Here is a 26,468-nt window from a genome sequence, read left to right on the forward strand (position 1 = left end):
GGCCGGTAACCGGGGAGGAGCGTACGGACCCCGGACGCAGCGAAGCCCCCACCGGATGGCGGGGGATTCGCTTCGGGCAATTCGTTCCAGCCTTAGGGGCCGGAACCGGCGCCAATCCTAGGAATTGGCCTTTTGGTAGGCTTCCTGAATTTCGGCCTGGATTCGGCCGCGGCTGTTGACCGCGTAGCCATTGTCACGGGCCCACTGGCGAATCTGGGCCGAATCCTGATTTCGGCCGCTGGCGGCCTTGGTGCGGGTGGGCCGGCCGGCGGACGTTTTGCGGGCCTGGCCCACATAACGTTCGAGCGACGAGCGCAGTTCTGAAGCATTGTTGGCCGACAGGTCAATTTCGTAACTGACGCCGTCCAGCCCAAACCGGACAGTTTCGTCCGCGGATCCCCCATCCAGATCATCCACGAGGATGATTTCAACTTTCTGTGCCATAAAGACTCTCTTTTCGAAGGAGGAGCATTTAGAAAAGCAGGATGTAACTGTAAAAAGTATCCATCTCTTTATGGCGCCGAGTCAAAGCGGAAAACTACGCTGTGGGAAAACAGCGCCGGCTAATGACTTTCTAGGACTGTTCCGGGGAATGGCCCTGATCCGGCGCGGAATTCGCGGCCGGGGCGTTTACTGCTGCGTCGGCCTCCGCCTGGGCGCGGGCCTCGGCCTGGCGTTCGGATTTATCGGCGTTGAATATTGCCTTCATCACGAACCAGAAAATGAGGCCCACCACCACGGAGGGAAGCAGCACGGCAATGTAATCCATGATCAGTTGCCTTCGGGCTTGAGCAGCGGGAACAGGATGGTCTCGCGGATGCCCGCACCGGTGAACAGCATCACCAGCCGGTCGATGCCGAGGCCAATGCCACCCATCGGCGGGGCGCCGTATTCGAGGGCCCGGAGGAAGTCCTCGTCCAGCTGCATGGCCTCGACGTCGCCGGCGGCGGAGCGCAGCGACTGTTCGGTGAGGCGTTCGCGCTGGATGACGGGGTCGATCAGCTCGGAGAACGCGGTGCCGCGCTCCATGCCGCCGATGATCAGGTCCCAGGCCTCGATCAGGCGGCCGTCCTCACGGTGCTGGCGGGCCAGCGGCTGCGCGGACGGCGGGTAGTCATAGACGAAGGTCGGGTTCAGCAGGGTGGGTTCGACCAGTTCGCCGAAGAGTTCGACGACGAGCTTCTCCGCGTCCCAGGCGGCGTCGACCTTGACCTCGTGCTTTTCCGCGAGAGCCAGCAGCTCGGCGGCCGGGGTGTCCGGGGTGATCTCCTGGCCGACGAAGTCGGAGAGGCCCGGGTAGACGGCCATCCAGGCCCAGTCGCCGTCGAGGTTGATCTCGCCGGCCTCGGTCTGCAGCACCCGGCCCACGCCGGCGGCGTCCGCGGCGTCGAGGATGATCTCCTTGATCCGGTCCGCCATGACGAACTGGTCGGCCCAGGCCTCGTAGCTCTCCAGGGTGGTGAATTCGGGGCTGTGGGTGGAGTCGACGCCCTCGTTGCGGAAGACGCGGCCCATGTCGTAGACCCGGTCGATGCCGCCGACGACGGTGCGCTTGAGATACAGCTCGGTGGCGATGCGCAGGGTCATCTTCTGGTCGAACGCGTTCATGTGCGTCTCGAACGGGCGGGCGGTGGCGCCGCCGTGGACCAGCTGCAGCATGGGGGTCTCCACCTCCACGTAGCCCTGGCGGTGCAGGGTCTCGCGGATGGAGCGGGTGATCGCGGCGCGGGTGTAAACCATCTCGCGGGCCTCGTCGCGGACGATCAGGTCCACGTAGCGCTGGCGGACGCGGGTTTCCTCGTTCAGTTCCGCGTGCAGCACGGGCAGCGGGCGCAGGGCCTTGGACGCCATGGACCAGGACTCGGCCATGACGGAGAGCTCGCCGCGGCGGGAGGAGATGACCTCACCCTTGATGAAGACGTGGTCGCCGAGGTCCACGAGGGACTTCCAGTCGGCGAGCGCCTCCTCGCCCACGTTGGCCAGGCTGAGCATGACCTGGAGGCGGACCGCCTTGCCGTCGAGGCCGCCCTCCTGCAGGGTGGCGAAGCAAAGCTTGCCGGTGTTGCGGATGAAGACGATGCGGCCGGTGACGCCGACGACGTCGCCGGTTGTCTCGTCGGCGACGAGGTGGGCGTACTTCTCCCGGATATCCGTCAGCGAGTGGGTCCGCTCGACGCCCACCGGGTAGGCCTCGATCCCGCGCTCGATCAGCTTCGCGCGCTTTTCCATCCGGACCAGGGTCTGTTCGCTGGCGTCGGAGTGCTCGGGCGTGTTCGGGGCAGGGGTGTTTTGGGAAGTCACAATCCCTAAGTTTACCGGGGATTCCTGAGCGCCCGGGATCGGGGGCGGTGGCACTAGAATCGGGGGCGACCGCTCCTGAAAGGACCCCCTTGGCCAAGCTCTACTTCCGCTACGGCGCGATGAACTCCGGCAAGTCCACGGGCCTGCTCCAGGCGGCCTTCAACTACGAGGAACGCGGCCAGCGGGTGCTGCTGGCCAAGCCGGACATCGACACCAAGGGCGACACCGCCGTCGTCTCCCGCCTGGGCATGACCCGCGACGTCGATTTCCTGATCCCAGCGGGTGCGTCCGCGCGGGAGCTGTTCTCCGCCCTGGCGCACGGGGATGACCCGGACGCGCTCCTGCAGCACGTGGACACACCCCCGGTGGCCTGCCTGCTGGTGGACGAGGCGCAGTTCCTGACGCCGGAGCAGGTGGATGACCTGTTCCGGATCGCCGTCCTGGACAACGTGCCGGTGCTGGCCTACGGCATCCGCACGGACTTCCGGACGCGCGCTTTCCCGGGATCGCTGCGGCTGCTGGAGATCGCCCACACCCTGGAGGAGCTGAAGACGATCTGCCGCTGCGGGCGCAAGGCGATCTTCAACACCCGCCGGATCGGCGACAGGGTGGTGTTCGACGGCGAACAGGTCGCCATCGACGGCCAGGACGCCTGGTACGAATCCCTCTGCGGCTCCTGCTATCTCGAGGTATCCGGCGGCCGGCTGGGCTAGGCTCAAGCCATGACCCGCGAGAACATCCACACCCCCGACGGCGGAACCCTCGAGTTGTTCAGCACGGGGGCGGAACTGTCCGCGGCCGGCTCCGGCGTCGTCGTCGTGTCCGCCTCGATGGTGACCGCCGCCGACTACACCAAGTTTGCGCAGAAGCTCAGCGCCTCCCTCGGCCGGCCGGTCCACACCTTTAACCGCCGCGGCCGCGGTGGCTCCTCGCCGCAGCCGGAGGACTACACGCTGGACGTGGACATCCACGACCTCGACGCCGTGATGAAGCACACCAACAGCACGGACGTGTTCGGACACAGCTTCGGCGGCGCCGTCGCCCTGCACGCAGCCCGCACCCTGCCGGTGGAGCGGCTGGCGGTCTACGACCCGGCCGTCTCGGTCAACCACAGCGTCACCGCTGACTGGATTCCCGAGTACGAACGCCTCACCGCCGCCGGCGACGACGACCGGGCCCTGGCCGTGCTGGTGCGCGGGCTGGAGACCGGAAGCGCCGTTTCCCGGATGCCGCTGTCCATGCTGACCCTGGCCAACAAGCTGACCGCCGGGACCCCGGTGGGCAAGCAGCTGCGGGAGCTGATGAAGACCGGCGTCCGCGAGATCAAGGCGATTATCGCCGCCGACATGCCGGCCGAACCGTTCCTGGCCCTGCCGCTGGAGACCCTGATCGTGGTGGGCGAGAAGAGCCCGGCGTACTTCGGCGTGGCCTGCGCCCAGATCCACGACGTGCTCTCCGGTTCGAGCTACACGATCCTGCCGGGCATGGGCCACGACGGCGTGAACAAGGCACCGGAGAAGCTCATCTCGGAGCTGAGCGCCTTCTTCGCCGGCTGACGCAAGTCCCCCGCGGCGGCACCAACCGCGTCTGTTGACCCGGGCGCGGGGAGCGGGACTTGCCCGCTCCCCCTCTCAGAGGCCCGGTTCTCAGTGGGCCGGGTTTCTCAGTGGCCCGCGGGCCCGGCAGCCCCTTCGGTCTTGCGCATCAGCAGCGAGAGCACGAGCGCGGCGACGGCGATCGCGGCGGCGGTCAAAAACGCCGCGTGCATGCCCGCTGCCGGACCGGACGCAACGGAGACCACCGCGAAGATCGAGACCAGCAGCGCGGTGCCGGCCGCACCGGCTACCTGCTGCAGGGTGCTCAGGATGGCCGAACCGTGGGAGTACAGGTGCGGCGGTAGCGGGTTCAGTCCGGTGGTGAAGGCGGGGGTGAACAGCAGCGCCAGGCCGAAGCTGAGGGTCACGTGCAGGCCGATGATCCAGCCCACCGGCGACTGAGCGTCCAGTCCGGCCAGCTGCCAGAGCGAGAGGACCATCAGCACGGAACCGGTCACGGTCAGCGGCAGCGGGCCAACTTTGTCGAACAGCCGGCCGATCACCGGGCCCAGCAGCCCCATCGCGAGGCCGCCCGGGAGCAGCACCAGGCCGGTTTCCAGCGACTTCAGGCCGCGGATTTCCTGCAGGTAGAGCGGCAGCAGAATGACGGCGCCGAACAGCGCGACCATCGCGACCACCAGCAGCAGCACGGAGACGGTGAACATCCGGAAGTTGAAGGCCCGCAGGTCCAGCAGCGGCTCGTCCCGCTTCTGCAGCCGCAGCTGCCGGAACACGAAGGCGGTCAGGGCCACGACGCCGACGGCGAGCGCGGCGACGGCGGGGGCGGGCGGCCCGGAGGTGCCGCCGCCGATCTGGCTCAGCCCGTAGACCACGCCGCCGAAGGCCGGGATGGTGAGGACCACGGAGACCGCATCCAGGCGGGTCTTCTCGTTCTCGCCGATGTTGCGCAGGAACTTGGCCCCGATCGCGAAGGCCAGCAGTGCAATCGGCAGCACGAAGACGAACATGAAGCGCCAGGAGAAGTTCTGCAGGATCAGGCCGGAGACGGTGGGACCCATGGCGGGGGCCACCGAGATCGCGATGCTGACGTTGCCCATGACCGCGCCGCGGCGGGAGATCGGCACCAGGGTCAGGATGGTGGTCATCAGCAGCGGCAGCATGATGGCGGTGCCGGCGGCCTGGACGATCCGGGCCAGCAGCAGCACCGTGAAGCCCGGGGCGAGGGCGGCCAGCAGGGTGCCGCCGGAGAACAGTCCCATGGCCAGCATGAAGACGGCCCGGGTGGTCAGCCGCTGCAGGATGAACCCGGTGGTGGGGATTACCACGGCCATGGTCAGCATGAAGCCGGTGGCCAGCCACTGGACCGTGGGGGCGTCCACGCGCAGGTCCACCATGAGCCGCTGCAGCGCGACGTTCATGATGGTCTCGTTCAGGATCACCACGAACGTGGCCACCAGCAGGGTGGCGATGACCGTCACGGATTCGCGGGACAGCTTCTCCGGCGCGGGTTTGGCCGCGCCGGCGTTCGCTGCCGGGGAGCCGGCGGGGGTTTCCGCGCGGTTTCCGGTTCCGGTACTTTGGGCGTCGGCGCTTCCGACGTCGGCGCTTTCGGCGTCGGTCCGGGGCGGGGCCAGGCCCTCCTGGACGGTGGAACGGGCTTCTTCAGGCATGGGGTTCCCTCGGGGATGTGATGGCGGATTGGCGGACACGGCCGCCACTACGATTTTCAACCCTCAGGCCGGAAAGGTCATTCCCTCCCGGCGGACTATTTGTTCCCTAGGAGTCCAGCGGTACGTTGTCGATCAGCCGCACCGGGCCCACCTTGGCCGCGATGAGCACCAGGGCCTCGCCCCGGAACGGCGTTTCGCGGCAGTTTTCCGCGAGCGGTTCGAGGGTGCGCGGATCGACGACGTCGAAGTAGTTCAGTTCCACGAGCGGCTGGGACTCCACCAGCTCCCGGGCGGAGTCCAGGTCTAGGGGTTCGTGCGCGTTGGCCCGGTCCTCGACCAGGCGCAGCGCCCGCGAGAGGACCAGCGCGGCCTCGCGTTCGGCGTCGGAAAGGAAGCGGTTCCGGCTGGAGAGCGCCAGCCCGTCCGCTGACCGCACGATCGGGACGGCCACGATCTCTACCGGGAAGTTCAGGTCGGCCACCATCCGGCGTACCAGGGTCAGCTGCTGGGCGTCCTTCTGGCCGAAGTACGCCCGGTAGTCGGCCTGGGCGCCCGGCAGCCCGTAGTGCAGCAGCTTCGCCACCACGGTCAGCGCGCCGTCGAAGTGCCCGGGACGGGACGCGCCCTCCCACTTCTCGGCCAGCGCGCCCGAGGTGATCCTGACCATCGGCTCCCCGCCGGGGTAGACCTCTTCGACGGACGGCGCGAAGACAAGGTCCACGCCCTCCGCCTCCAGGAGCGCCAGGTCCGCCTCGAGCGTGCGCGGGTAGCGTTCCAGGTCCACGGCCTCGCCGAACTGCAGCGGGTTGACGAAGATGGTGGCCACCACCACGTCGTTCTGCGCGACGGCGGTGCGCGCCAATGCGGCGTGGCCCTCGTGCAGGGCGCCCATGGTGGGGACGATGCCCTGCGAGCTGCCGCCCTTTTCGGTGAGCAGGCGGGCACTCTCGGCACGCAGCTGAGCGGCGGTGGTCACCAGCTGGATGGGCATATCGGGGTCCTTCCTCAGGAAACAATCAGTCCGGTGCGCCGTCGAGCGCCTGGCGGATGCCGTCGACTTGGTCCGGCCGGAGCAGCCCACGGCTGCCCGCGCGGCGGGCCGTCGCCCGCGCCATGGCCAGGTAGGCCTCCAGAATATCCCCGCCGGAGCCGCCGTCGAGGTCGCGCAGCGCCTCCGCGTGCGCGGCGACGGTGCCCGCGTCCCCGCGGGCCACCGGTCCGGTCAGCGCCGATTCGCCGGAGGCGAGGGCGTTCTCCAGGCTGGCGCGCAGCAGCGGGCCCAGCATGCGGCCGGGTTCCTCGACGCCCACCTCGCGCAGCATTTCCGCGGCCTGCGCCACCAGGGTGACCAGGTGGTTCGAGCCGTGGGCCAGGGCGGCGTGGTACAGCGGCCGGTCCCCCTCGGCGATGGCGACGGGTTCGGCCCCCATCTCCACCACCAGGGCCTGGGCGATCGGGAGCATGGCCGGGTCCGCGGTCACGCCGAAGGTGCAGTCGAGCAGCCGGGTCAGGTCCAGGCTCATGCCGGTGAAGGTCATGGCCGGGTGCAGGGCCAGCGGCACGGCGCCGGCGGCGCGGACCGGATGCAGGATGCCGACGCCGAAGCGCCCGGAGGTGTGGGCCACCAACTGCCCCGGCTGCCAGGCGCCGAGTTTCGCGAGTCCGTCCACCAGCGGGCCGAGGGCGTCGTCCGGGACCGCCAGCAGCACCAGTTCGGCGCGTTCGACGATGTCCTGGATCTCCAGGATGGGAACGCCCGGCAGGAGCGTGTCCGCCCGTTCGCGGCTGGCCTCGGAGACGGCGGAGACGCCGACGACGGCGTGTTCGGCGGCGCGCAGGGCGGCGCCGAGCACCGCACCGACCTTTCCTGCGCCGATGATTCCGACGCCGAGGCGTCCTGGCTTAGCCATGCTGTGGGCCTTCCTGTGGATCTCCGGCGGGGTTTCCCGCCGGCTGGGATTTGGGGCTCAGGCGGGCAGCCTGGGCGAGGAGCAAGGCACGGCCCTCGGCCAGGCCCGCCTGGATGACCCTGGGGGCCACCGGTCCGGAGGTGGTGTGCAGGGCCAGGTCCACGACGCCGAAGCGCCGCGCCACGGGGCCCTGGTGCAGGGCGATGGACTGGGTGCGTCCGTGCGGCACGACGGTCAGGTGACGCCACCAGCGGCCGGTGCGGATCAGCAGCGCGCTGCCGGTCTCGGCGAAGCCGTTCCGCCGCCACCCCAGCGGGGCGAGCAGCCGGGCGCGGCGCGGGGTGGTGGTGAAGCCGCCGTCGGTGTCGCCGGTGGTGTCCGCCGGGTTCCGCTGGGCTTGGACGCGGGCTGCGGGCGCAAGCCCGCTCAGCCCGGCGATGAGGACTGCGTGGGCGTCAGGGCGTCCGGTATTCGTGGCTTCGGGCTGAGTTGCGCGTGGCTGCGCAGCCGCTGCTTCCGGCAGCACCAGGTCCAGCAGGGCGGTCACGTCCTGCAGGGTGCCGACCGGCAGCAGGGTGGTCCGGGCGGATCGTTCGCCGTCCTGGCCGGGCGTCCCGTAGCCGGCGACGTTGACTTGGATGCGGTACCAGCCCAGCGACCGCCAGAGCGGCGGCTGGCTGATCCGGAGGGCCTGGATCCTGCCCGGCGGGAGCGTCTGGGCCAGGGTGTCCAGCAGCCCGTACTGCAGCCGGATCCCGGCCGGGGAGGCAGCCGCGGTGAAGTTGAAGCCCTTGCTGAAGGAGGCCCAGAAGCCGGCCAGGATGCCAAGCCCGGCCGGAACCAGGTAGAAGGAGAAACTCCGGTTCTCCGTCAGGGCCGAGAGCAGCACGGACGCCGCGGCACCCAGCAGCAGGACCACGGCCTGCTCACTGAGGAGCAGCGACCCGGCCAAGCGTCGGGGCGGCACGGCCAGGACCGGCCGCTCGGTCGGGTCTACAGGCGCGGCCGGCCCGGGCGGCGCCCCAAGTCCCGCAGGTCCCGCGGCGGCCTGTGCACCGAGCTGGGCACCAGGTCGCTGCGCGTCAGGTCCAGGGGCAGAAGGCCCCGCAGCGGCGTGCGCTGCGGCGTCCCGGACGGCGGCGTCGAGGATCTCGGCGCGCAGCCGGCGGGCCTCCGCGACGCGCAGGTAGGCCAGGTGAACCGCCGACTCGGCGTCGGCCACCTCGAAGCGCAGCTCGGCGAGGCCGAAGATACGGGCCAGCAGCGGCTGGACGACGTCGATCGCCTGGACCCGGTCCAGGCGGGCCTGCCGGTGCTGCTTGACCAGTACGCCGGTGGTGACCCGGACGAAGCCACCCGCCACCTGGTAGCGGGTGAAGTACCAGCTCAGGACGAAGCCGGCTACCACCAGCAGCAGCATGGTGCCGCCGCCCAGCAGCAGCCAGGGCGCACGGCCCGCGAAGCGCTCGTCGAAGACCGGGCCGCCGCGCAGCAGCCGTTCGGCGGCGTCGCGGCCGAAGAAGAAGAACAACGCCGCGAGTGCCAGCCAGCCGCGGACAAACGGCGAGGCGGGGTGCACCCGCTGCCAGTTGCCGGTCTCGCCGTTCACAGTCCGGCCAGCCGCGCCTCGCCGCGGGCGGTCAGCTGCTCCCTGAGCCGGGCGCCCTCCGAGGCGGGCAGGCCCGGGATCACGGCACTGGTCCCGGCGGAAGCGGTGTGGAGTTTCAGTGTGCAGAGCCCCAGCGCGCGTTCCAGCGGTCCGGCGGCGATGTCCACGTACTGCATCCGGCCGTAGGGCACCACCAGGGTGCGCTGGAAGAGGATGCCGCGGCGGATCAGCAGGTCATCGAGGCGTTCGGCGTAGCCGACGGCACGGACCTGGCGCGGGATCAGCACCAGCCGCCAGAGGGCCAGCAGCAGGTACGCGGACGGTAGCGCGACGGCGAACCACAGCGGGGGCCACCGCCACGTTCCCGCGAGCACCAGCGCCAGCGGCGTGGCCAGGGCGGCGGTGACCAGCACGGCTTCGGCACCCCAGCCCAGCAGGCGGGCCGTCAGGTAGCGCGGCGAGACCCGCAGCCAGGAGATGCCCGGCGGGTCAATCGCCTCGGTAGGCATATTCGCCTTCGGCTTCGGGTTTGCCGCGCTTCCCGGCCACCCCCGGGGGCTTGCCGGCGTCGCCGTCCTCCGGCGGGATGCGGCAGAACCGCTCCACCATCAGGCCTACCACGATCATCACCAGGCCGCCACCGGCCATGGCCGCGATCTGCCAGGTGATGGCTTGGCCGCTGCGGACGTTCCAGAGCCGGAGCTGGTCCATGAAGATCCCGGCGTGCCAGCCCAGCAGCATGGCCCCGGTGTAGGCGCAGGCCTGGGCGAGGACCAGGGTCCACGCAGCCAGGATGGGGTTCAGCAGCTGCTTCTTCTTGCCGTTGCGCCAGCGCAGCACCCGGAGCCCAAGCACCAAGGTCAGGACCACAATCACTCCCATGGTGATCAGGCCGGTCAGCGGCAGCACCGGGGTGGCCAGGCTGTAGCGGGCCGCCAGCAGGGCAGCGGCCCAGCCGGCGGCGGCCAGGCCGACGCCGATCACCAGCAGCACTAAGGGGTTGGTCAGCTTCATGGCGATACCGCCGAGCCGGAGGCGCCGTTGAGTTCCTCGAACCCGTCGAAGGGGGCAAGGTCCCGGAAGTCGGCGGCCCGGACTGCGAGGTCGGCCACGCGTTCGCCGCCCAGTTCTGCCGCGGGGTCGATCAGGGACCACGGATACAGCACGAACGCCCGCTCGGCCGCGCGCGGATGCGGCAGCGTCAGGACCGGATCGTCGCTGACCAGCTCGCCGTAAGTGACGATGTCCACGTCCAGGGTCCGCGGGCCCCAGTGGACCTCCCGGACCCGGTGATGCTTCTGTTCCACGGCGTGACAGTGGTCCAGGAGCTGGCGCGGAGACAGGGAGGTCTCGACGGCGATCACCATGTTCAGGAAGTCCGGCTGGTTGGGCGGCCCGCCCACGGCCTTCGTCTGCACGATCGGCGAGATCGCCAGCAGGCGCACCTCCGGCGGGTCGACGAGGTCGGCGACGGCGGCGGAGAGGGTGTCGTTCCGGGCGCCGAGGTTGCTGCCGAGGGCGAGAACGGCGCGGGTGTACGGGGCGGGTTCCGGCGAGGCCTGGGCCTGCGGGGCGGAGCTCATGGGCGTTCCCGGTGCACGCTGACGGCGACGTCGCCGAACTGGACCTGGATCGGGGCCTTGGGCTTGTGCACGGTGATGTCCACGGCGGTGACCGGGAAGCGTTCCAGCAGGTCTTCGGCGATCCGGACGGCGAGGGCCTCGATCAGGTTCACCGGGGCACCGGTGATCCAGCCGCGGATGCATTCGGCGACCTCACCGTAATGCGCCGTGTCCAGCACGTCGTCGCTCGCGGCGGCCGCGGTGAAGTCCAGGTGCAGTACGGCGTCGACGACGAAGGGCTGGCCCTCCCGCCGTTCGAAGTCGAACACGCCGTGGTGCCCGACGGCTGTGACGCCGCTGAGCGCGATCCGGTCCATGGTGCCGCCTGCCTAGCTGTCGCCGGCCGGGGTCATCCGGGCGGCGGCCTTGACCGCGTCGAGGTTAGCCGCGACGTCGTGGACCCGAACGGCCCAGGCGCCGCAGAAGGCGCTGATGGCGGTAATGGCGGCGGTGGCAGCGTCGCGGTCCTCGGGGGCGGCGGCCTTGCCGGCGACTGTGAGGAGGCTGCCCAGGAAGCGTTTCCGGGACGCTGCCACCAGCACCTTGTGGCCCATGGCCTGCAGCACGTCCAGGTGCTGCAGCAGCTCCCAGTTCTGCGCCTCGTTCTTGGCGAAGCCCAGTCCCGGGTCCACGATGATCTGCTCCGGCGCCGCGCCTGCGGCGACCAGCTTGTCCCGGACCCCGGCCAGCTCGGCCGCCACGTCGGCGGCAACGTCCTGGTAGTCGGTCAGGGAGTCCATGGTGCGGGCGTCCCCGCGGCGGTGGGTGAGAACGTAGGGCACCTTGCTGCGGGCCACGAGTTCCACCATTTCCGGTTCGATGGTCAGGCCGGAGACGTCGTTGATGATGGCCGCGCCGGCGGCCAGGGCTGCCTCCGCCGTGGCGGCGTGGGTGGTGTCGATGCTGACGAGGGCGCCGGCCTTGACCAGCGCCTCGATCACGGGCAGCACGCGGCGCTGTTCCTCTTCCGGGGTGACCTCGGCGGCGCCGGGGCGGGTGGATTCGCCCCCGACGTCGATGATGTCCGCGCCGGCGTAGTACATCCGCAGCCCGGCGGAGATGGCCTGTTCCGGCGTGGCATGCCGGCCGCCGTCACTGAACGAGTCCGGGGTGACGTTGAGGATTCCCATGACCAGGGTGCGGTTCGTGGGCAGGTCCTTGAAGGCTGCTGCCGGCCTCGGCTTTCGCAGCACGGGCAGCGGCGAGGTGGCAGGCCCGGTTCCGGGGGCTGCGGCGAGGGAGTCCATAGTGTGTCTTTTCTACCTTCCGAGGATGAGGCTCATGGCTTCGGCGCGGGTGGCCGGGTCATGCAGTTGCCCACGGACCGCGCTGGTGACGGTCTTCGCGCCGGGTTTGCGGATGCCGCGCATTGACATGCACAGGTGCTCGCATTCGACGACGACGATCGCGCCGCGGGGCTTGAGGTGGGTGGTGAGCGCCTCGACGATCTGGGTGGTGAGCCGTTCCTGCACCTGCGGGCGGCGGGCGAAGAGGTCCACCAGCCGGGCCAGCTTGCTCAGGCCCGTGACCTTGCCGTCGTGCGAGGGAATGTACCCGACGTGCGCGACGCCGTGGAACGGCACCAGGTGGTGTTCGCAGGTGGAGTAGAACGGGATGTCCTTGACCAGGACCAGTTCCTCGTGGTCCAGGTCGAAGGTGGTGGCGAGGATTTCGGCCGGGTCGTGGTGCAGGCCGGCGAACATCTCCGCGTAGGCCTTGGCCACCCTTTTCGGGGTGTCCAGCAGGCCGCCGCGGTCCGGGTCTTCGCCGATGGCGAGCAGGATTTCGCGCACCGCCGCCTCGATCCGGGGCTGGTCCACCAGCGTGGCGGCGCCGCCGTCGGCCCCTGCCGCCGCCGAATTTTCCGGGCGGAAGGGAGCGGCGGCGGCCGAAACGTCGTCGTCGTCGAAGTAGGAAGTCACAGTAAAAGCCTAGCCGGGGTGGCCGTCAGGCCCCAGATCCGTGGTCCCGCCCTGGAAGGGCTCCTGGCCGGGAACGCCCTGGGCGTGCGGCGGCCGGGTGTCCAGCGGCTCCTCCAGGCGGGCCCGGGTGGCTTCCTCCTGCGCCTCCCGTTCGGCCTTCTCCTGGCGGGACTCCACCGGGCCGACGTCGTGGATGGGCCGGGTCTCCTTGGAGAGCCAGATCTCGCGGAAGTCGCGCTTGCGGATGTCCGCGAAGACCTGGGCGATCTCGTTCTGGTTCAGGGTCTCGCGCTCGAGCAGTTCGAGGGCCAGCTGGTCCAGGACGTCGCGGTTGGCGGTGAGGATCTCGTACGCCTCGTCGTGGGCGTTCTCGATCAGGCGTCGGACTTCCTCATCCACGACGTAGGCGATCTGGTCCGAGTAGTTGCGCTCGTGCCCGGCGTCGCGACCCAGGAACGGCTCGCCGCCGCCCTGGCCGAGGCGGACCGCCCCGACGCGCTCACTCATGCCGTACTCGGTGACCATCTTCCGGGCGATGCCGGTGGCCTTCTCGATGTCGTTCGAGGCGCCGGTGGAGGGGTCGTGGAAGACCAGTTCCTCGGCGACGCGTCCGCCCATGGCGTACGCCATCTGGTCCAGGAGCTCGTTGCGGGTCACGGAGTACTTGTCGTTCTCCGGAACCACCATGGTGTAGCCGAGCGCCCGCCCGCGGGGCAGGATGGTGATCTTGGTGACCGGGGCGGAGTTCCGCAGGGCCGCGGCAACGAGGGCGTGGCCGCCTTCGTGATAGGCGGTGACCTTGCGCTCGTGTTCCTTCATGACGCGGCTGCGCTTCTGCGGGCCGGCCATGACACGGTCGATCGCCTCGTCCAGCGCTCGGTCATCGATCAGGTTTGCGTTGGAGCGCGCGGTGAGCAGCGCGGCCTCGTTGAGCACGTTGGCCAGGTCGGCACCCGTGTAGCCGGGGGTCTTCTTGGCCACGGCCTTGAGGTCGACGCCGGGAGCCATCGGCTTGCCCTTGGCGTGGACCTTGAGGATCTGGTCGCGGCCGATCAGGTCCGGGGCCTCGACGGAGATCTGACGGTCGAAACGGCCGGGCCGCAGCAGCGCCGGGTCCAGCACGTCCGGCCGGTTGGTGGCGGCGATCAGGATGACGTTGGTCTTGACGTCGAAGCCGTCCATCTCCACCAGGAGTTGGTTGAGGGTCTGCTCGCGTTCGTCGTTGCCGCCACCGATGCCGGCGCCGCGGTGACGGCCGACGGCGTCGATCTCGTCAACGAAGATGATCGCCGGGGAGTTGGCCTTGGCCTGTTCGAAGAGGTCACGGACGCGGGAGGCGCCGACACCGACGAACATTTCAACGAAGTCCGAGCCGGAGATGGAGAAGAAGGGGACGCCGGCCTCCCCGGCGACGGCGCGGGCCAGCAGCGTCTTACCGGTGCCGGGAGGGCCGTAGAGCAGCACGCCCTTGGGGATCTTGGCGCCGACGGCCTGGAACTTGGCCGGTTCCTGGAGGAATTCCTTGATTTCCTGGAGTTCCTCGACGGCCTCGTCCGCACCGGCGACATCGCTGAAGGTCACCTGCGGCATGTCCTTGTTGACCATCTTGGCCTTGGACTTGCCGAACTGCATGACCTTGGAGCCGCCGCCCTGCATCCGGGAGAGCAGGAACCAGAAGAGCACACCCAGCAGCAGGACCGGCACCAGGAGGGAGAACAGGCCGGAGAACCAGTTGCTCTCGACCGGCTGGTCGGTGAAGCCGCTCGGCGGCTTGGAGTCCGTGACGGCCTTGACGACGTCGGCCGCGCGGGCGTTGACGAAGTAGAACTGGACGTTCTTGCCCTTGTCCTGGCCGTCGATCTGCAGGTTGTCCTTCAGGACCAGGTCCACGCGGTTCTCGGCGTCGAAAATCTTGGCCTGTTCAACCTTGCCGCCGTCGGTCAGGAGCGCCAGGCCCTTGTCCGTGTCGATGCGGCTCGACCCGCCCGGGGCGAGGGTGGCAAAGGCCAGCAGGAGCATGCCGATAACGACGACAATCCAGATGCCGGGGCCCTTGAAGAAACTCTTAGCTTTCATCTGATCGGGGGCTGGCCCCGTCCCTCCTGGTAGTGCTGCACGGCGTCCCATGGGCGCGCGTGTGGTGCTGCGTCAGTCTAGCTATACACCGTCGCTGTACCTCACGCACGGTCGGGATCAAAAGTTCCCTATGGGCGTAGCGGAGGGCGGGTTGCGGCCCCGGCCGCCGGTCCCGCGGGCGCCGGCGGCGGCGCGGCGGACTTACTCGTAGACGTGCGGGGCGAGGGTGCCCACGAAGTCCAGGTTGCGGTACTTCTCGGCGTAGTCCAGGCCGTAGCCGACCACGAATTCGTTCGGGATGTCGTAGCCGACGTACTTGACGTCGATCTGGACCTTGGCCGCGGTGGGCTTGCGGAAGGCGGTGCAGATTTCCACCGACGCGGTGCCGCGGGATTCCAGGTTGGTCTTCAGCCAGGACAGGGTCAGGCCGGAGTCGATGATGTCCTCGACGATCAGGACATCCTTGCCCATCAGGTCCGTGTCCAGGTCCTTGAGGATCCGGACGACGCCGGAGGACTGGGTGCCGGAGCCGTAGGAGGAAACAGCCATCCAGTCCATGGAGACGTGGCTGTGCAGCGCGCGGGCGAGGTCGGCCATGACCATCACGGCGCCCTTGAGTACGCCGACGATCAGCAGCTCGCGGCCCTCGTAGTCCCGGTCGATCTCGGCGGCGAGTTCGGTGATGCGGGACTGGATCTGTTCCTTGGAGTAGAGAACGTGCTTAAGGTCCGCCTGGACGTCGTTTGAATCCACCAATGGCTCCTGTGTAGATGCGGGTGCGACTAATCTTGGGGCCGTTTGTGAGGCCGGAATACTAGCTTCCCACAGCGGGCCGCCTCGCGGGGAACGCCGGCGGCGGCTTGGCCGGCCTCCGCGGGCCGACCGGGCGCCTGGCCGGACGGCTGGGTGGCCACTTCCCCGGCCGCCTGGAGCTGGGCGAGCGAGAGCCGGTAGACGCTGACGGCGCCGGGCAGCTGCACGGGTCCGGCCGATCCCCGGCGCCGCAGCAGATCCTCGGCGGCGAGCAGGCGCTGGTGGCTGGGCTGCTGGCCGCCGACCTCGGCCGCGGCCTTTGCGATCACCCGGAACCTGATTGCGGCCGGCAGGGCGCGGAGTTCGTCCTCGGGCAGACCCAGGTCTTCGCCGTCGTAGGTTTTCAGCGTGAGGTACGTGTCGTTCGCCACGGCGTCGAGGTAGTCGGCGTCGGCCTGCAGGATGGCGGCGGTGCGGGCGAGGGATTCGGCGACGCCGGGGCCGAGTTTCTCCTCCAGCATCGGCAGGACCTCCACGCGGGTGCGGGAGCGGGCGAAGGCGGGGTCGGCGTTGCTCGGATCATGCCAGGGGTCCAGGTCTTCGGCGACACAGATTTCCAGCGTCTCAGCCCGCCGCAGGCCCAGGAACGGCCGGAGCAGCCGCCCGCGGGCCGGCCGCATGCCGGCCAGGGAACGGGTGCCGGAGCCGCGCGCCAGGCCCAGCAGAACCTGCTCGGCCTGGTCGTCCAGGGTGTGGCCGAGCAGGATGGCCTGCGCGTCGGCTTCGTCAGCGGCCGCGTCCAGGGCGGCGTGCCGGGCCTCCCGGGCGGCGGCCTCGGGCCCCATGCCGGTGGCGGCGACGGCGACGGTCCGGATCTCCACGGGAGCCAGTCCCAGCTCCCGCAGCGCCGCGGCGGCGGTCCGGGCGACGTCCGCGGAGCCGGGCTGCAGCTGGTGGTCGACGACGACGGCGCCGACGCTGATCGGGTGGCCGTCCACGTGGCCGCGGCGGGCGAAGTACGCCGCGGCGGCGGCGAGCGCCAGGGAGTCCGGGCCTCCGCTGCAGGCGACGAGCACGCGTTCGGGGTATCCGGCGTCGGCGAGGGCCATCTCGAGCAGCTTCCGCGCCTTGCCGAGAACGGGCGAGAGGCGGCCTGGCCGGCGCCGGCCGTCGGGACGGGCGGTGTGTCCGCTGGCGTTGTCCTGGGCGTCCGCAGTGGCGGGTTCGTTCGTGGGGGGCATACCGCTTAGAGGCCCATCCGTTCGACCCAGAGCTTGGAGTCGTGGATTTCGGGTTCGGTGGGCAGGTGGTCCGCGGATTCCCAGACCCGGTTGAACCCGGCCATGCCGACGGCGTCCACCACCTCGCGGACGAACTTGGAGCCATCGCTGTACTGCCGCATCTTGGCGTCCAGGCCGAGCAGGCTGCGGATGAACTTCTCCACCGCGCCGCGGTCCTTGCCGCGGGCGTTGAACCGCTGCCTGATGGTCTTCACCGACGGCACGATGCTGGCGTCCACCGCATCCATGACCACGTTGGCGTGCCCCTCGAGCAGGCTCATCACGGCGGTCAAGTGCGAGATCGCTGCCTTCTCCTCGGGGTCCTGCAGCAGGTCCAGGATGGCGCCGCGGCCGGGGGCGGCCCCGGGAGCGGACCGATCCTTGAGCGACCTGGCCGCCGCGGCGGCGCGTTCCATGATCGAGTCGACGTTGCCCAGCAGGTGCCCGCTGAGGCCCTCGATCTGGTCCAGCATGTGGTGCCGCAGCCAGGGTGCGGCGGCGAACTGGACCCGGTGGGTCTGCTCGTGCAGGCAGACCCAGAGCCGGAAGTCCTCGGGGGCGACGTTCAGTTCCCGTTCCACCGAGATGATGTTCGGCGCCACCAGCAGCAGGCGGCCGGCGGCCGGGGCGGTGGAGCCGGGGGCCAGGGCGGAGAACGGGTCGTACTGGCCGAGGACCTTGCTGGAGAGGAAGGCCAGGATGGCGCCGAGCTGGCTGCCGGTGATGGCGCCGCCGACGCTCGCGCTGCCGGGGCTGATGCTGCCGCGGCGGCCCTCCAGCATCTTCTCGATGGCGGGCTGCAGCATGACGGCGAAGCTCTGGGTGTTGGCCTTGGCCCACGAGGCGCGGTCCACCACCAGGACGGAGGAGTCGCGCAGGTCCCGGGCGGCCTCGAGGCCGGTGATGTCGTGGACGTGCGGGACGGAGAGGTCGGCCATCAGGCGGAGGTTCTCCACCGCGGCTCCGATTTCCTTGGCCCCCAGCGTGGGTCCGGCCGGGGTGAGCCGCGCGGCAGTGGACGCCGCGAGCTCCCAATTCACCAGGGCCTGGGCCTGGGCTGACGTCTCTGCTGATCCGGCGCGCGAGGGGGTCTCCATAGTCCCCATCAGATCACAGGGCCCGGGCCGCCGCACAGGACTGGCCCGTTTCGACGGTGCGGGCAATTCCCTCAGCGGCAGCCGCAGGCCGCGAGGGTGGAGGCGGTCCGGTCCAGGGCTTCCTTGTTCCCGGCCGCCCCGGGGGTCAGGCCGTTGCCGATGAATGAGAAGACCAGGAGCCGGCCGTCGGCGTCCACCACGTAGCCGCTGAGGGCGATCACGGAGTTCAGCGTTCCGGTCTTGGCGCGGACCAGGCCCGCACCGGCGGCAGTGGTGGCATCCGTGTACCGGCTGCCGAGCGTGCCGGTAAGCCCGGCCACCGGGAAGCCGGCCAGCGCGGAGCGGAGCCGGGTGTCGGGACCGTTGGTCATGGCCCGGACCAGTGCCGTCAGCTGCCGGGCGGTGACCCGGTTGTCCAGGGTCAGCCCGGCCAGGTCCGCGGCGTGCAGGGTGTCGGTGGGGATCTTGAGTTCCTGCAGCTGCTTCAGGACGGCGGCGATAGCACCCTCGCCGCTGCCCGGCTGTCCGCTGGCCAGGGCCACCATGCGCCCCATAACCTCGGCGAGGTAGTTGTCCGAGGTGCGCAGCAGCAGGTCCACCTGTTCGCTGACGGTCGCGGATTCGGCCTCGGCCAGAACAGTCCCGGCACGGGGACCGGCGTCCGCCGCCTCGGACGAACCGCCGGACGCGCCGCCGTCGCCCTTGTCTGTCTGATCCTTGCTTCCTTGGCCCTTGCCGCCCGCTTCCTGCATGGGCGCCTTGGCGCGCACGACGCCGGGCGCCACCGTGATGCCCGCAGACCCGCCGGCCTCCCCCAGCCGGGCGGCGAAGGCCTCAGCCGCGGTCATCGCCGCGTCCTGCGGCCGGGCGCCGGCGGTACTGCCGGGCGCGAACCTGGCCCCGTTCAGCGCCAGCGGGAACAGCGGCGCCACCTCGCCGGCGGCCACGTCCTCCGGGCTCCAGGCGGGGCTGAGCGACGGGCCGGTGAAGAGTGAATCGTCCAGCTGCACGGTGACCGCACCGGTCACACCTGCCTGCCGGAGGGCCGTGATGGTGGACTTGGCCAGGGTCGCCAGGCCGGCGTGGCCCAGCACCGCGTCCGGGGCGGAATCGCCGGCGCCCAGCAGCACGTCCCCGCCGCCGGTGAGGACCACCGTGCCGGGGGTGGCGCCGGCAATCACCCGGGTGGTGAAGCGGCGGTCCGGGCCGAGGGTGCGGAAGGCCGCGGCCGCGGTGAGCAGTTTGATGTTCGACGCCGGCGCGCGGCCCTCGTCGCCCGCCCGGTCGAAGAGGACCTCGCCGGTGACGGCGTCCTGCACCATACCGGTAAAGGTGCCGCCGCCGTCGGTCTTCAGGGTGGCGTTGAGCCGGTCCGCGAGGGTGGCCGCGTTGGGGACGGGGGCGGCGTCGTCGAGCGGTTTAACCGCGCCGGGGACGGCGCTGAGGGCCGACGGCGGGAGTTGCCACGGGCCCGCCGCGGGCACTGCCGGGGGACGGGACGGGCCGGCGAATCCGGGGCCGAGGGCGAAGCCGGCGGGGATCACGAGCGCGATGACCAGCAGCCCCAGCAGCACGGCCGGAACGCTCCGGCGCCACCCGGCGGCCCGGGAATCCTGCCCGCGCGGGCTGGTTGTGCGTGTCATGGTGCTGATGGTCCTTAGTTCCGAAATGTCCCCACTAGTTCCTGAAACCAGGGCCTGTCGCTATATCCTCAATAATAGTCGGCGGTACCGGGTGGCCTTTTGGGGCGCCAGCCCGTGCCGCGCACCCCCTGAATCCGTCGAGGAGCATTCCATGAAGCATGACGTGACCATCGAGATCCCCAAGGGATCGCGCGTCAAGTACGAAGTCGACCACGAGACCGGCCGCGTCCGCCTGGACCGCGTCCTGTTCACCTCCATGCAGTACCCCACGCACTACGGTTTCTTCGAGAACACCCTGGGCGAGGACGGCGACCCGTTGGACGCCCTGGTCCTTCTGCAGGACTTCGACCTGCACCCCGGCGTGATCGTCGAGGCGCGCCCGATCGGCGTCTTCAACATGACCGACGACGGCGGCGGGGACGCCAAGGTCCTCTGCGTGCCGGCCGACGCCCGCTTCGACCACATCAACGAGATCAGCGACGTCAGCGAGTTCCTGATCAAGGAAATCGAGCACTTCTTCACCCGTTACAAGGACCTGGAGCCGGGCAAGTGGGTCAAGGCCGAGGGCTGGGGCGACCGCGCCGCCGCCGAAGCCGAGCTGGAAGCCTCGATCAAGCGCTTCGTTCCGCACGCTCACTAAGGCCGCGTCGGTAACCGACAAAGCATTAAGCGTCATCTGCCGGGGCCACCCCGCGCCGACTGCCCATCAGGGGCGGCGGCGCCGGGTGGCCTCCGGCGTTTAACGGGCGGGATGGGTTGAACGGCGGACCCCTATTGAGCAGCGGACACCGGGTGGACGGCGGACACTGCCAGCCGTGAATCAGGAAGATGTGAAATCGTTGGTTCATGACCACCGAGCCTGCGTTTAACCCGCCCTGCGGCCCCGTGACCGGCTGGCACGACGGCGAGGTGCTGCGCGCCACCGGCATCCCCTATGCCTCGGCCGCCCGGTTCCAGCCGCCGGCCCCGGCCCCGGGATGGACCGCGCCCTTCGCCGCGACGACCCCTCCCCCGCCTCGCCCGCAGGCGCCGGTGCCGTTCCTCGACGACATCCTGGGCACCAGGTACGGCGAACTGCCCGGCAGCGAAGACTGTCAGCGGCTCTCCATCACCATGCCGGCGGGTCTGGGGCCGGACGAGCGGGTCCCGGTGATGGTGTGGCTGCACGGCGGCTCCTACACCTCAGGCTCGGGCGACCTGGCGATCTTCGACCCCAAGGCCATGGTGGCGGAGAACCGGGTGATTGTCGTCTCGGTCACCTACCGGCTGGGCCTCTTCGGCTACCTCGCCGCCGGCGACGGCCGCCCGGCGAACCTGGGGCTGCTGGACCAGTTGGAGGCCTTCCGCTGGGTGCGACGCAACATCGCCGCGTTCGGCGGCGACCCGGAGAACGTGACCGCCTTCGGCCAGTCCGCGGGCGGGGACGCCGTCGCCCACCTGATGGCCGTGCCGGAGGCGCCGTCGCTGTTCCGCCGCGCCATCATCCAGAGCGCCCCGCTGGGCATCACCCGCGGACGCCACAAGATGAGCGCCGCCATGGGTGCCGCGGCCCAACACATCACGGAAGACACCCCGGCACTGGATGTCGTCGCCGCCGAGGCCGGTGTGGCGCGCACGGCCCGGAAGTTCGGGCTCGCCTCCGCCATGCCGTTCGGCACCCAGTACGGCCACGACCCGCTGCCGCCCGAGGCCACCATCGAAGAGGCCTGGGACGCCGCAGCCCCCGGGATCGAGGTCCTGATCGGGCACACCACGGAGGAGGCGCGGATGTTCCTGCCGCGCAACCGCATCGTGGGCCGGGTCGGCCGGGTCCCGGTGCTGGGGAACGCCGTCAACTGGGCCGTCACGGAGGCGGTCTACGGCCGGGCGACGCGGAAGTTCGCCCGCCGCCACGTCCGCGCGGGGGCCGCGCGCACCGCTACCTGCTCTCCTGGCACGCCCCGGGGAACATCTACGGCGCCGCCCACACCGTGGACTTGCCGTTGCTCTTCGGCGACGAGCCGACCTGGGCCGGGGTAGCCCTGCTCGCGGGCGCCAGCTGGGAGGATGTCAACGTCCCGGGCAAGGCGATGCGGGCGCTCTGGGCCCGCTTTGCCTCCGGTGAGGGGCTCGACGACGACGGCGGGATCCCCGGCGCGCTCCGCTACCGGGCGGTCTAAGCAGTGCGGACCCTCGGGGTGGACCTGGCCGCGGCGACGAAGAAGACCGCGGCCGCCGTCCTCGAGTGGGAGGGCGGGACCGCAACGCTGGTACACCTGGCGCTCGACGTCGACGACGCAGAGATCGTCCGGCTCTTCGGCAGCTCTGCCATGACGGGCATCGACTGCCCGGTGGGCTGGCCGGACGCGTTCCTGCCCTTCATCGCCGCGCACCTGGCCGGCGAGCCGTACCCCGTGCTGGACTATGACGGCATCGAGGGCCGCCGGCTGCTCGCCTACCGGGAGACGGACCGGTTCACCACCGGGCTGACAGGCCTGATCCCGCTAAGTGTCTCCGCGGACCGGCTGGCGCACCCGGCGATGCGATGCGCGGTGATCCAGGCCAAGATCGCCCGGGAACACGGGCTGCAGCCCCGGGATGGCAGCGGACGGCTGGCCGAGGTGTACCCGGCGGGGTCGCTGAAGACCTGGGGCCTCCTGGCCCGGGGGTACAAGGGCCGGGGCGGGCCCGAGGCGGAGCGGCTGGGCGGGTTGCTGGCCGCGCTGCGCGACGCCGCGCCGTGGCTGGACCTCGCAGGCCACGGCGAGCGCCTGGCCGGATCCGACGACCTGTTCGACGCCGTGATCGCCGCCCTCACGGCCCGGGCCGTGGCGGTCGGGGCAACCGTCGGGCCGGATGAAGCGCACGCCGCGGCGGCCCGGAGCGAGGGCTGGATCCACGTGCCAACGGGCGGCCTGGACGCATTGGTAGCGGCCGGCTAGGGGGCGGCCGCGACTACCGGCCGCCCAGGGTCCAACCGCTGATCTCCGTGGCATCCTCGCCGAACTCCCGGGTGTGATTGTGAGCCCGGATGCGCTGATCCTGCAGCGACTGTCGCAGCAGTGAATGCCGCTCGGCCAACCCCGGCACCCGGTCGATTGCGTCGATGGCCAGTTGGAACCGGTCGATCCCGTTCAGCATGGCCATGTCGAAGGGCGTCGTCGTGGTCCCCTCCTCCTTATAGCCGCGCACGTGCAGGCCTTCTTGGTTGGTCCGCCGGTACGAGAGCCGGTGGATCAGCGAGGGGTAGCCGTGGTAAGCGAAGATGATCGGCTTGTCGGCCGTGAAGATGCCGTCAAAGTCGCGGGACGAGAGCCCGTGCGGGTGTTCGGCGGCGTCCTGGAGCCGCATCAGGTCCACAACGTTCACCACCCTGATCTTCAACCCCGGCGCACCGGCCTTGAGCAGCTCGGCCGCGGCCACGGTCTCCACGGTGGGCACATCGCCCGCGCAGGCCAGCACGACGTCGGGTTCCTCGCCGGGGACCTCCGAGCCGGCGAATTCCCAGATCCCCAGGCCGCGCTGGCAGTGGTGGGAGGCCTCGGCCGGCCCCAGCCAGGTTGGCGAGGGCTGCTTACCGCTGACCACGATGTTGACGTAATCCCGGGAACCGAGACAGTGCTCCATGACCGAGAGCAGGGTGTTGGCGTCCGGCGGCAGGTAGACGCGGATGACTTCGGATTTCTTGTTGACCGCGTGGTCGATGAAGCCGGGGTCCTGGTGCGAGAACCCGTTGTGGTCCTGTTGCCAGACATGGGAGGAGAGCACGTAGTTCAGCGATGCCACGGGCCGGCGCCAGGGGAGCTGCCTGTGGACCTTGAGCCACTTGGCGTGCTGGTTGAACATGGAGTCGACGATGTGGATGAATGCCTCGTAGCAGCTGAACACGCCGTGCCGGCCGGTCAGCAGGTAGCCCTCAAGCCAGCCCTGGCACAAATGTTCGCTGAGGACCTCCATCACGCGCCCGGCCCGGGCGAGATGCTCGTCGACCTCCTCGATCCGGTACTGCCAGACCTTGTCGGTGACCTTGTAGACGTCCTGCAACCGGTTCGACGCCGTCTCGTCCGGGCCGAAAAGCCGGAACGTCTCCGGGTTCAGGGCTATCACGTCCCTCAGCCAGGACCCGAGGGTCATCATGGCGCTGATCCGTTCCCGGCCGGGCTCCTCGACGTCCACCACGTGGTCGGAGTAGCGCGGGAGACGCAGGTCGCGCAGCAGGACGCCACCGTTGGCGTGCGGGGTGGCGCTCATGCGCAGGTCCCCGTCGGGGGCGTTGGCGGCCACGTCGGACCGGAGTCGGCCGCCGTCGTCGAAGAGCTCCGCCGGGCGGTAGGACTCAAGCCAGCGGCCCAGCTGCGCCAGGTGCTCGGCGTTGGTCCGCACCTCCGCGAGGGGCACCTGGTGGCTGCGCCAGGTTCCCTCAACCTGCAGTCCGTCGACGGTTTTCGGTCCGGTCCAGCCCTTCGGCGAACGAAAAACGATCATCGGCCACGCGGCAGCGGGCGCATCGTTCCGGGCGCCACGCCCGGGGGCCGCAGTCTCCCTGTGGTCCGCCTGGATCGCGCGGATCTCGGCAAGGCAGCGGTCCAGGACCGCAGCGAAGTCCCGGTGTGCCGCGGCCGTGTCCTCCGGGTCTGCGACGGTCACGAAGTGCGGGGTGTGCCCGTAGCCGCGCAGCAGTTGCTCCAGCTGGGACTCCGGCATCCGGGCGAGAATCGTGGGATTGGCGATCTTGTAGCCATTCAAATGCAGGATCGGCAGCACGGCACCGTCGTGCGCCGGATCCAGGAAGTTGTGGGAGTGCCAGCTGGCCGCCAGCGGCCCGGTTTCGGCCTCGCCGTCGCCAATCACGACGGCGGTGATCAACTCCGGGTTGTCGAAGACGGTGCCGTAGGCGTGCGCCAACGAGTACCCGAGCTCACCGCCCTCGTTGATGGATCCCGGGGTTTCCGGGGCGGCGTGGCTGGGTATGCCGCCGGGGTAGGAAAATTGCCGGAACAGCTCGGCCAGGCCCACCTCGTCGGGGCCGACGTTGCTGTAGATCTCGGAATACGTCCCCTCCAGCCAGGCGTTCGCCACCACGGCCGGTCCGCCATGTCCGGGCCCGGCAACGAACACCATCTCCTGGGCGTCGCGGCGGATGACGCGGTTGAGGTGTGAATAGATGAAGTTCAGGCCCGGCGTGGTGCCCCAGTGTCCGAGCAGACGGGACTTGGTGTCCCCGGCGCTCAGCGGTTCCCTCAGCAACGGATTGGACCGCAGATAGATCTGCCCGACCGAGAGATAGTTGGCTGCGCGCCACCACCGGTCGACGAGGTCCAGTTCGTCTGTGCTCCCCGCTGGCGCGTCCCGCCGCCCGGTTTCCCGCCCCACCACATTCGCCACAGTGCACTCCACCCCGTTCGTGCCGCCGTCGGCAGCGTGTGCGTCCATCGCAACATCTCCCGCAGGCGCTGACAAGCCTCAGCGGTCCGGACGCTGGTCCGGGACCTCCGCGGCGACACTGTGACGGCCGACGTCGCCCGTTTGCGGCGAAACAGCCACGCGGTAGTGTGGCACCCAGAATGTTCACCCTGACCATCAACCAGACTGACAGCCGTCACGACGGCGACCGCGTGCCGCAGCTCCTCAAGGACCTGCGGCACATTCCGGCGCGCCTCGATTTCGACCGGTCCGTCGAGGATGAGGTCCAGGGCATCGTGGACTGCCCGCGGCAGGCCGTGGACGCGGCGCTTATCGCCCTGCGCACCGGCGCCTGGTACGTCGGGATCGGCGTCGGGCCCGTGAACGAACCGCTGCCCAACCAGATCAAGGACGCCTCCGGCCACGGGCTGGTCTACGCCAGGCGGGCCGTGGACCGGCTGCGCAACGGCAAGGAGCGCATCCCCGTGGCCGTCGAGGGCCCGCTGGCCGAGCTGGCCGCGGAAGCGGAGGCGGTGCTGCGCCTGCTGGGCCAGATCGTGCACGACCGCAGCGCGGCGGAATGGCGGGTCCTGGACCTGCTGACGCCCGGCGTCCGGGGCCAGCAGAAGGCAGTGGCGGAGGAGCTCGGCATCACCACGCAGGCGGTGAGCAAGGCCGTGGCCCGCGCCCAGTGGAACGAGGAGCACGCCGCACGGCCCGCGGCCGCCCGGCTGCTGTCCCTGATCCTCGAGGTGCGCTAGAGCAGGCTGCGCAGCACGTGGGCCGCGCCGTCCTCGAACACCGAGTGGGTGACCTCGTCCGCGGCGGCAATGACTTCGGCGGGAGCCTGGCCCATGGCCACCCCGCGCCGGGCCCACGTCAGCATCTCGATGTCGTTCCGTCCGTCGCCGACCGCCACGGTGCGGTGCGCCCCGATGCTCAGCCGGCCGCGGAGCTGCTCGAGCGCGCTGGCCTTGGTGACGCCGGCCGCGGCGATGTCCAGCCAGGCGGTCCAGCCCACGGAGTAGGTGACGCCGGCGAGCCCGACGTGGCGGATCGCGGCGTTGAACTCTTCGGGGGTGTTCTCCGAGCTGAACACCACGACGCGCACGGCGGTGGCCTCCAGCATGGTCTGGAAGTCCACGCCGATCGCCTCGACGCCGAAGCTGGCGTCCTGGAAGCGTTCGGTGGAGAGGAAGTTGCCGTCGGCGTCCTCGAGGGCGTACTTGGCGGAGGGCAGCCGCTTCCGGAGCGCCCGCAGCGCGGGTCCGGGATCGAAGGTGGCCCTGTGCAGCACCTCGTAGCCGTCGGCCAGGCCGGAATCGACGCGGAGGGTGACGCCGCCGTTGGAGCAGACGGCGTAGCCGGTCTCGATGCCGATGTGCTCGATGATGGGCAGCGTGGCGCCGAGGGAGCGGCCGGTGGCGATCATGACCTCGTGGCCCGCGGCCACCACGGCCTGCGCGGCTTCCCGGACGGGAACGGACATGTGGCCGTCGTGGTCGACGAGGGTTCCGTCGACGTCGAGGGCGATCATCATCTTGTCGTTGGCATTGCGCTGGTCGTCGTTGCCAGCGACTGAGGTTTCAGTCAATGTAGTCATCTAACAAGTAGAGCAGACACCCCCGACAGCCAGCTAGGACGCGC

General features: G+C 70.1%; 25 protein-coding genes and 1 pseudogene. 6 read left to right on the forward strand and 20 right to left on the reverse strand.

All coding sequences use genetic code 11. The annotated features are described in order from the left end of the window. Positions 1-117 precede the first annotated feature (117 nt). The 3 genes from ACRQ5B_RS05455 to lysS all read right to left on the reverse strand — a co-directional run bounded on the left by ACRQ5B_RS05455 (position 118) and on the right by lysS (position 2,301). Positions 118-444, reverse strand: a complete 327-nt coding sequence (locus tag ACRQ5B_RS05455; protein ID WP_290257003.1) for a histone-like nucleoid-structuring protein Lsr2 — start codon at positions 442-444, stop codon at positions 118-120. Positions 445-574: 130 nt separating this feature from the next. Then, on the reverse strand, positions 575-769 hold the full coding sequence (locus ACRQ5B_RS05460; RefSeq protein WP_364135927.1) for a hypothetical protein: 195 nt from the start codon (positions 767-769) through the stop codon (positions 575-577). 2 nt (positions 770-771) lie between these two features. Continuing rightward, positions 772-2,301, reverse strand: coding sequence for a lysine--tRNA ligase (gene lysS / locus ACRQ5B_RS05465; RefSeq protein WP_412884521.1), 1,530 nt, complete (start codon positions 2,299-2,301; stop codon positions 772-774). 89 nt (positions 2,302-2,390) lie between these two features. Here lysS and ACRQ5B_RS05470 point away from each other — a divergent pair, with 89 nt between their 5' ends. Next, positions 2,391-3,014 (forward strand): thymidine kinase, encoded by a 624-nt coding sequence (locus ACRQ5B_RS05470; RefSeq protein ID WP_290257006.1) that lies wholly within the window; start codon positions 2,391-2,393, stop codon positions 3,012-3,014. Between the two features lie 9 nt (positions 3,015-3,023). Next, the gene (locus ACRQ5B_RS05475) at positions 3,024-3,857 is read left to right on the forward strand and encodes an alpha/beta fold hydrolase (RefSeq protein WP_377971159.1); all 834 of its coding nucleotides are present in this window, start codon (positions 3,024-3,026) and stop codon (positions 3,855-3,857) included. Positions 3,858-3,964: 107 nt separating this feature from the next. Here ACRQ5B_RS05475 and ACRQ5B_RS05480 read toward each other — a convergent pair whose 3' ends face one another. The 15 genes from ACRQ5B_RS05480 to dacB all read right to left on the reverse strand — a co-directional run bounded on the left by ACRQ5B_RS05480 (position 3,965) and on the right by dacB (position 19,439). Further along, a complete protein-coding gene (locus ACRQ5B_RS05480) occupies positions 3,965-5,527 on the reverse strand; it encodes an MDR family MFS transporter (protein WP_432397727.1) in 1,563 nt (520 codons plus the stop codon). Positions 5,528-5,633: 106 nt separating this feature from the next. After that, on the reverse strand, positions 5,634-6,518 hold the full coding sequence (gene panC, locus ACRQ5B_RS05485) for a pantoate--beta-alanine ligase (RefSeq protein WP_432397730.1): 885 nt from the start codon (positions 6,516-6,518) through the stop codon (positions 5,634-5,636). A 25-nt stretch (positions 6,519-6,543) separates the two neighbouring features. Next, complete coding sequence (locus ACRQ5B_RS05490; protein ID WP_412884518.1) at positions 6,544-7,437, reverse strand: Rossmann-like and DUF2520 domain-containing protein; 894 nt, start codon at positions 7,435-7,437, stop codon at positions 6,544-6,546. Further along, positions 7,430-9,046: a PH domain-containing protein gene (locus ACRQ5B_RS05495; protein ID WP_432397733.1), complete on the reverse strand. Its 1,617-nt coding sequence runs from the start codon at positions 9,044-9,046 to the stop codon at positions 7,430-7,432. Before ACRQ5B_RS05495 ends, ACRQ5B_RS05490 begins: the two co-directional genes overlap by 8 nt. After that, positions 9,043-9,555 carry a PH domain-containing protein gene (locus tag ACRQ5B_RS05500; RefSeq protein WP_432397735.1) on the reverse strand — a complete coding sequence of 171 codons (513 nt, stop codon included), beginning with the start codon at positions 9,553-9,555 and terminating at the stop codon, positions 9,043-9,045. The genes ACRQ5B_RS05495 and ACRQ5B_RS05500 overlap by 4 nt, the downstream gene beginning before the upstream one ends. After that, a complete protein-coding gene (locus ACRQ5B_RS05505) occupies positions 9,536-10,060 on the reverse strand; it encodes a DUF3180 domain-containing protein (protein ID WP_432397738.1) in 525 nt (174 codons plus the stop codon). Before ACRQ5B_RS05505 ends, ACRQ5B_RS05500 begins: the two co-directional genes overlap by 20 nt. Continuing rightward, complete coding sequence (gene folK, locus ACRQ5B_RS05510; RefSeq protein WP_432397741.1) at positions 10,057-10,629, reverse strand: 2-amino-4-hydroxy-6-hydroxymethyldihydropteridine diphosphokinase; 573 nt, start codon at positions 10,627-10,629, stop codon at positions 10,057-10,059. Before folK ends, ACRQ5B_RS05505 begins: the two co-directional genes overlap by 4 nt. Continuing rightward, positions 10,626-10,985: a dihydroneopterin aldolase gene (gene folB / locus ACRQ5B_RS05515; RefSeq protein WP_432397744.1), complete on the reverse strand. Its 360-nt coding sequence runs from the start codon at positions 10,983-10,985 to the stop codon at positions 10,626-10,628. The genes folK and folB overlap by 4 nt, the downstream gene beginning before the upstream one ends. 12 nt (positions 10,986-10,997) lie before the next feature. Next, complete coding sequence (gene folP / locus ACRQ5B_RS05520) at positions 10,998-11,915, reverse strand: dihydropteroate synthase (RefSeq protein ID WP_432397745.1); 918 nt, start codon at positions 11,913-11,915, stop codon at positions 10,998-11,000. A 12-nt stretch (positions 11,916-11,927) separates the two neighbouring features. Beyond that, the gene (folE, locus tag ACRQ5B_RS05525; RefSeq protein ID WP_412884511.1) at positions 11,928-12,590 is read right to left on the reverse strand and encodes a GTP cyclohydrolase I FolE; all 663 of its coding nucleotides are present in this window, start codon (positions 12,588-12,590) and stop codon (positions 11,928-11,930) included. A 9-nt stretch (positions 12,591-12,599) separates the two neighbouring features. Beyond that, positions 12,600-14,666 (reverse strand): ATP-dependent zinc metalloprotease FtsH, encoded by a 2,067-nt coding sequence (ftsH, locus tag ACRQ5B_RS05530; RefSeq protein ID WP_412884510.1) that lies wholly within the window; start codon positions 14,664-14,666, stop codon positions 12,600-12,602. A 201-nt stretch (positions 14,667-14,867) separates the two neighbouring features. Continuing rightward, positions 14,868-15,419, reverse strand: a complete 552-nt coding sequence (gene hpt / locus ACRQ5B_RS05535; RefSeq protein WP_290257019.1) for a hypoxanthine phosphoribosyltransferase — start codon at positions 15,417-15,419, stop codon at positions 14,868-14,870. Positions 15,420-15,448: 29 nt separating this feature from the next. After that, positions 15,449-16,537: a tRNA lysidine(34) synthetase TilS gene (gene tilS, locus ACRQ5B_RS05540; protein ID WP_432398703.1), complete on the reverse strand. Its 1,089-nt coding sequence runs from the start codon at positions 16,535-16,537 to the stop codon at positions 15,449-15,451. 128 nt (positions 16,538-16,665) lie between these two features. Further along, a complete protein-coding gene (locus tag ACRQ5B_RS05545) occupies positions 16,666-17,805 on the reverse strand; it encodes a zinc-dependent metalloprotease (RefSeq protein ID WP_432397750.1) in 1,140 nt (379 codons plus the stop codon). A 62-nt stretch (positions 17,806-17,867) separates the two neighbouring features. After that, positions 17,868-19,439 carry a D-alanyl-D-alanine carboxypeptidase/D-alanyl-D-alanine endopeptidase gene (gene dacB / locus ACRQ5B_RS05550; protein WP_432397753.1) on the reverse strand — a complete coding sequence of 524 codons (1,572 nt, stop codon included), beginning with the start codon at positions 19,437-19,439 and terminating at the stop codon, positions 17,868-17,870. A gap of 151 nt (positions 19,440-19,590) precedes the next feature. On the opposite strand from dacB, the gene ACRQ5B_RS05555 reads away from it, so the two are divergent. The 3 genes and pseudogenes from ACRQ5B_RS05555 to ACRQ5B_RS05565 all read left to right on the forward strand — a co-directional run bounded on the left by ACRQ5B_RS05555 (position 19,591) and on the right by ACRQ5B_RS05565 (position 22,360). Beyond that, positions 19,591-20,079: an inorganic diphosphatase gene (locus ACRQ5B_RS05555; RefSeq protein WP_290257022.1), complete on the forward strand. Its 489-nt coding sequence runs from the start codon at positions 19,591-19,593 to the stop codon at positions 20,077-20,079. Between the two features lie 206 nt (positions 20,080-20,285). Further along, positions 20,286-21,598 (forward strand): annotated as a pseudogene (locus ACRQ5B_RS05560) (carboxylesterase family protein). A 3-nt stretch (positions 21,599-21,601) separates the two neighbouring features. After that, positions 21,602-22,360, forward strand: coding sequence for a DUF429 domain-containing protein (locus ACRQ5B_RS05565; protein ID WP_432397756.1), 759 nt, complete (start codon positions 21,602-21,604; stop codon positions 22,358-22,360). Positions 22,361-22,373: 13 nt separating this feature from the next. On the opposite strand, the gene ACRQ5B_RS05570 is transcribed toward ACRQ5B_RS05565, so the two are convergent. Then, positions 22,374-24,851, reverse strand: coding sequence for a phosphoketolase family protein (locus tag ACRQ5B_RS05570; RefSeq protein WP_432397759.1), 2,478 nt, complete (start codon positions 24,849-24,851; stop codon positions 22,374-22,376). 131 nt (positions 24,852-24,982) lie between these two features. On the opposite strand from ACRQ5B_RS05570, the gene ACRQ5B_RS05575 reads away from it, so the two are divergent. Then, positions 24,983-25,582, forward strand: coding sequence for a hypothetical protein (locus ACRQ5B_RS05575; protein WP_290257025.1), 600 nt, complete (start codon positions 24,983-24,985; stop codon positions 25,580-25,582). Here ACRQ5B_RS05575 and ACRQ5B_RS05580 read toward each other — a convergent pair. Further along, positions 25,579-26,424: an HAD family hydrolase gene (locus ACRQ5B_RS05580; RefSeq protein WP_290257026.1), complete on the reverse strand. Its 846-nt coding sequence runs from the start codon at positions 26,422-26,424 to the stop codon at positions 25,579-25,581. The two genes, ACRQ5B_RS05575 and ACRQ5B_RS05580, sit on opposite strands and share 4 nt — an antisense overlap. Positions 26,425-26,468: the final 44 nt, after the last annotated feature.

The sequence above is a fragment of the Pseudarthrobacter sp. L19 genome (genome assembly GCF_050859435.1).
Taxonomy (GTDB): domain Bacteria; phylum Actinomycetota; class Actinomycetes; order Actinomycetales; family Micrococcaceae; genus Arthrobacter.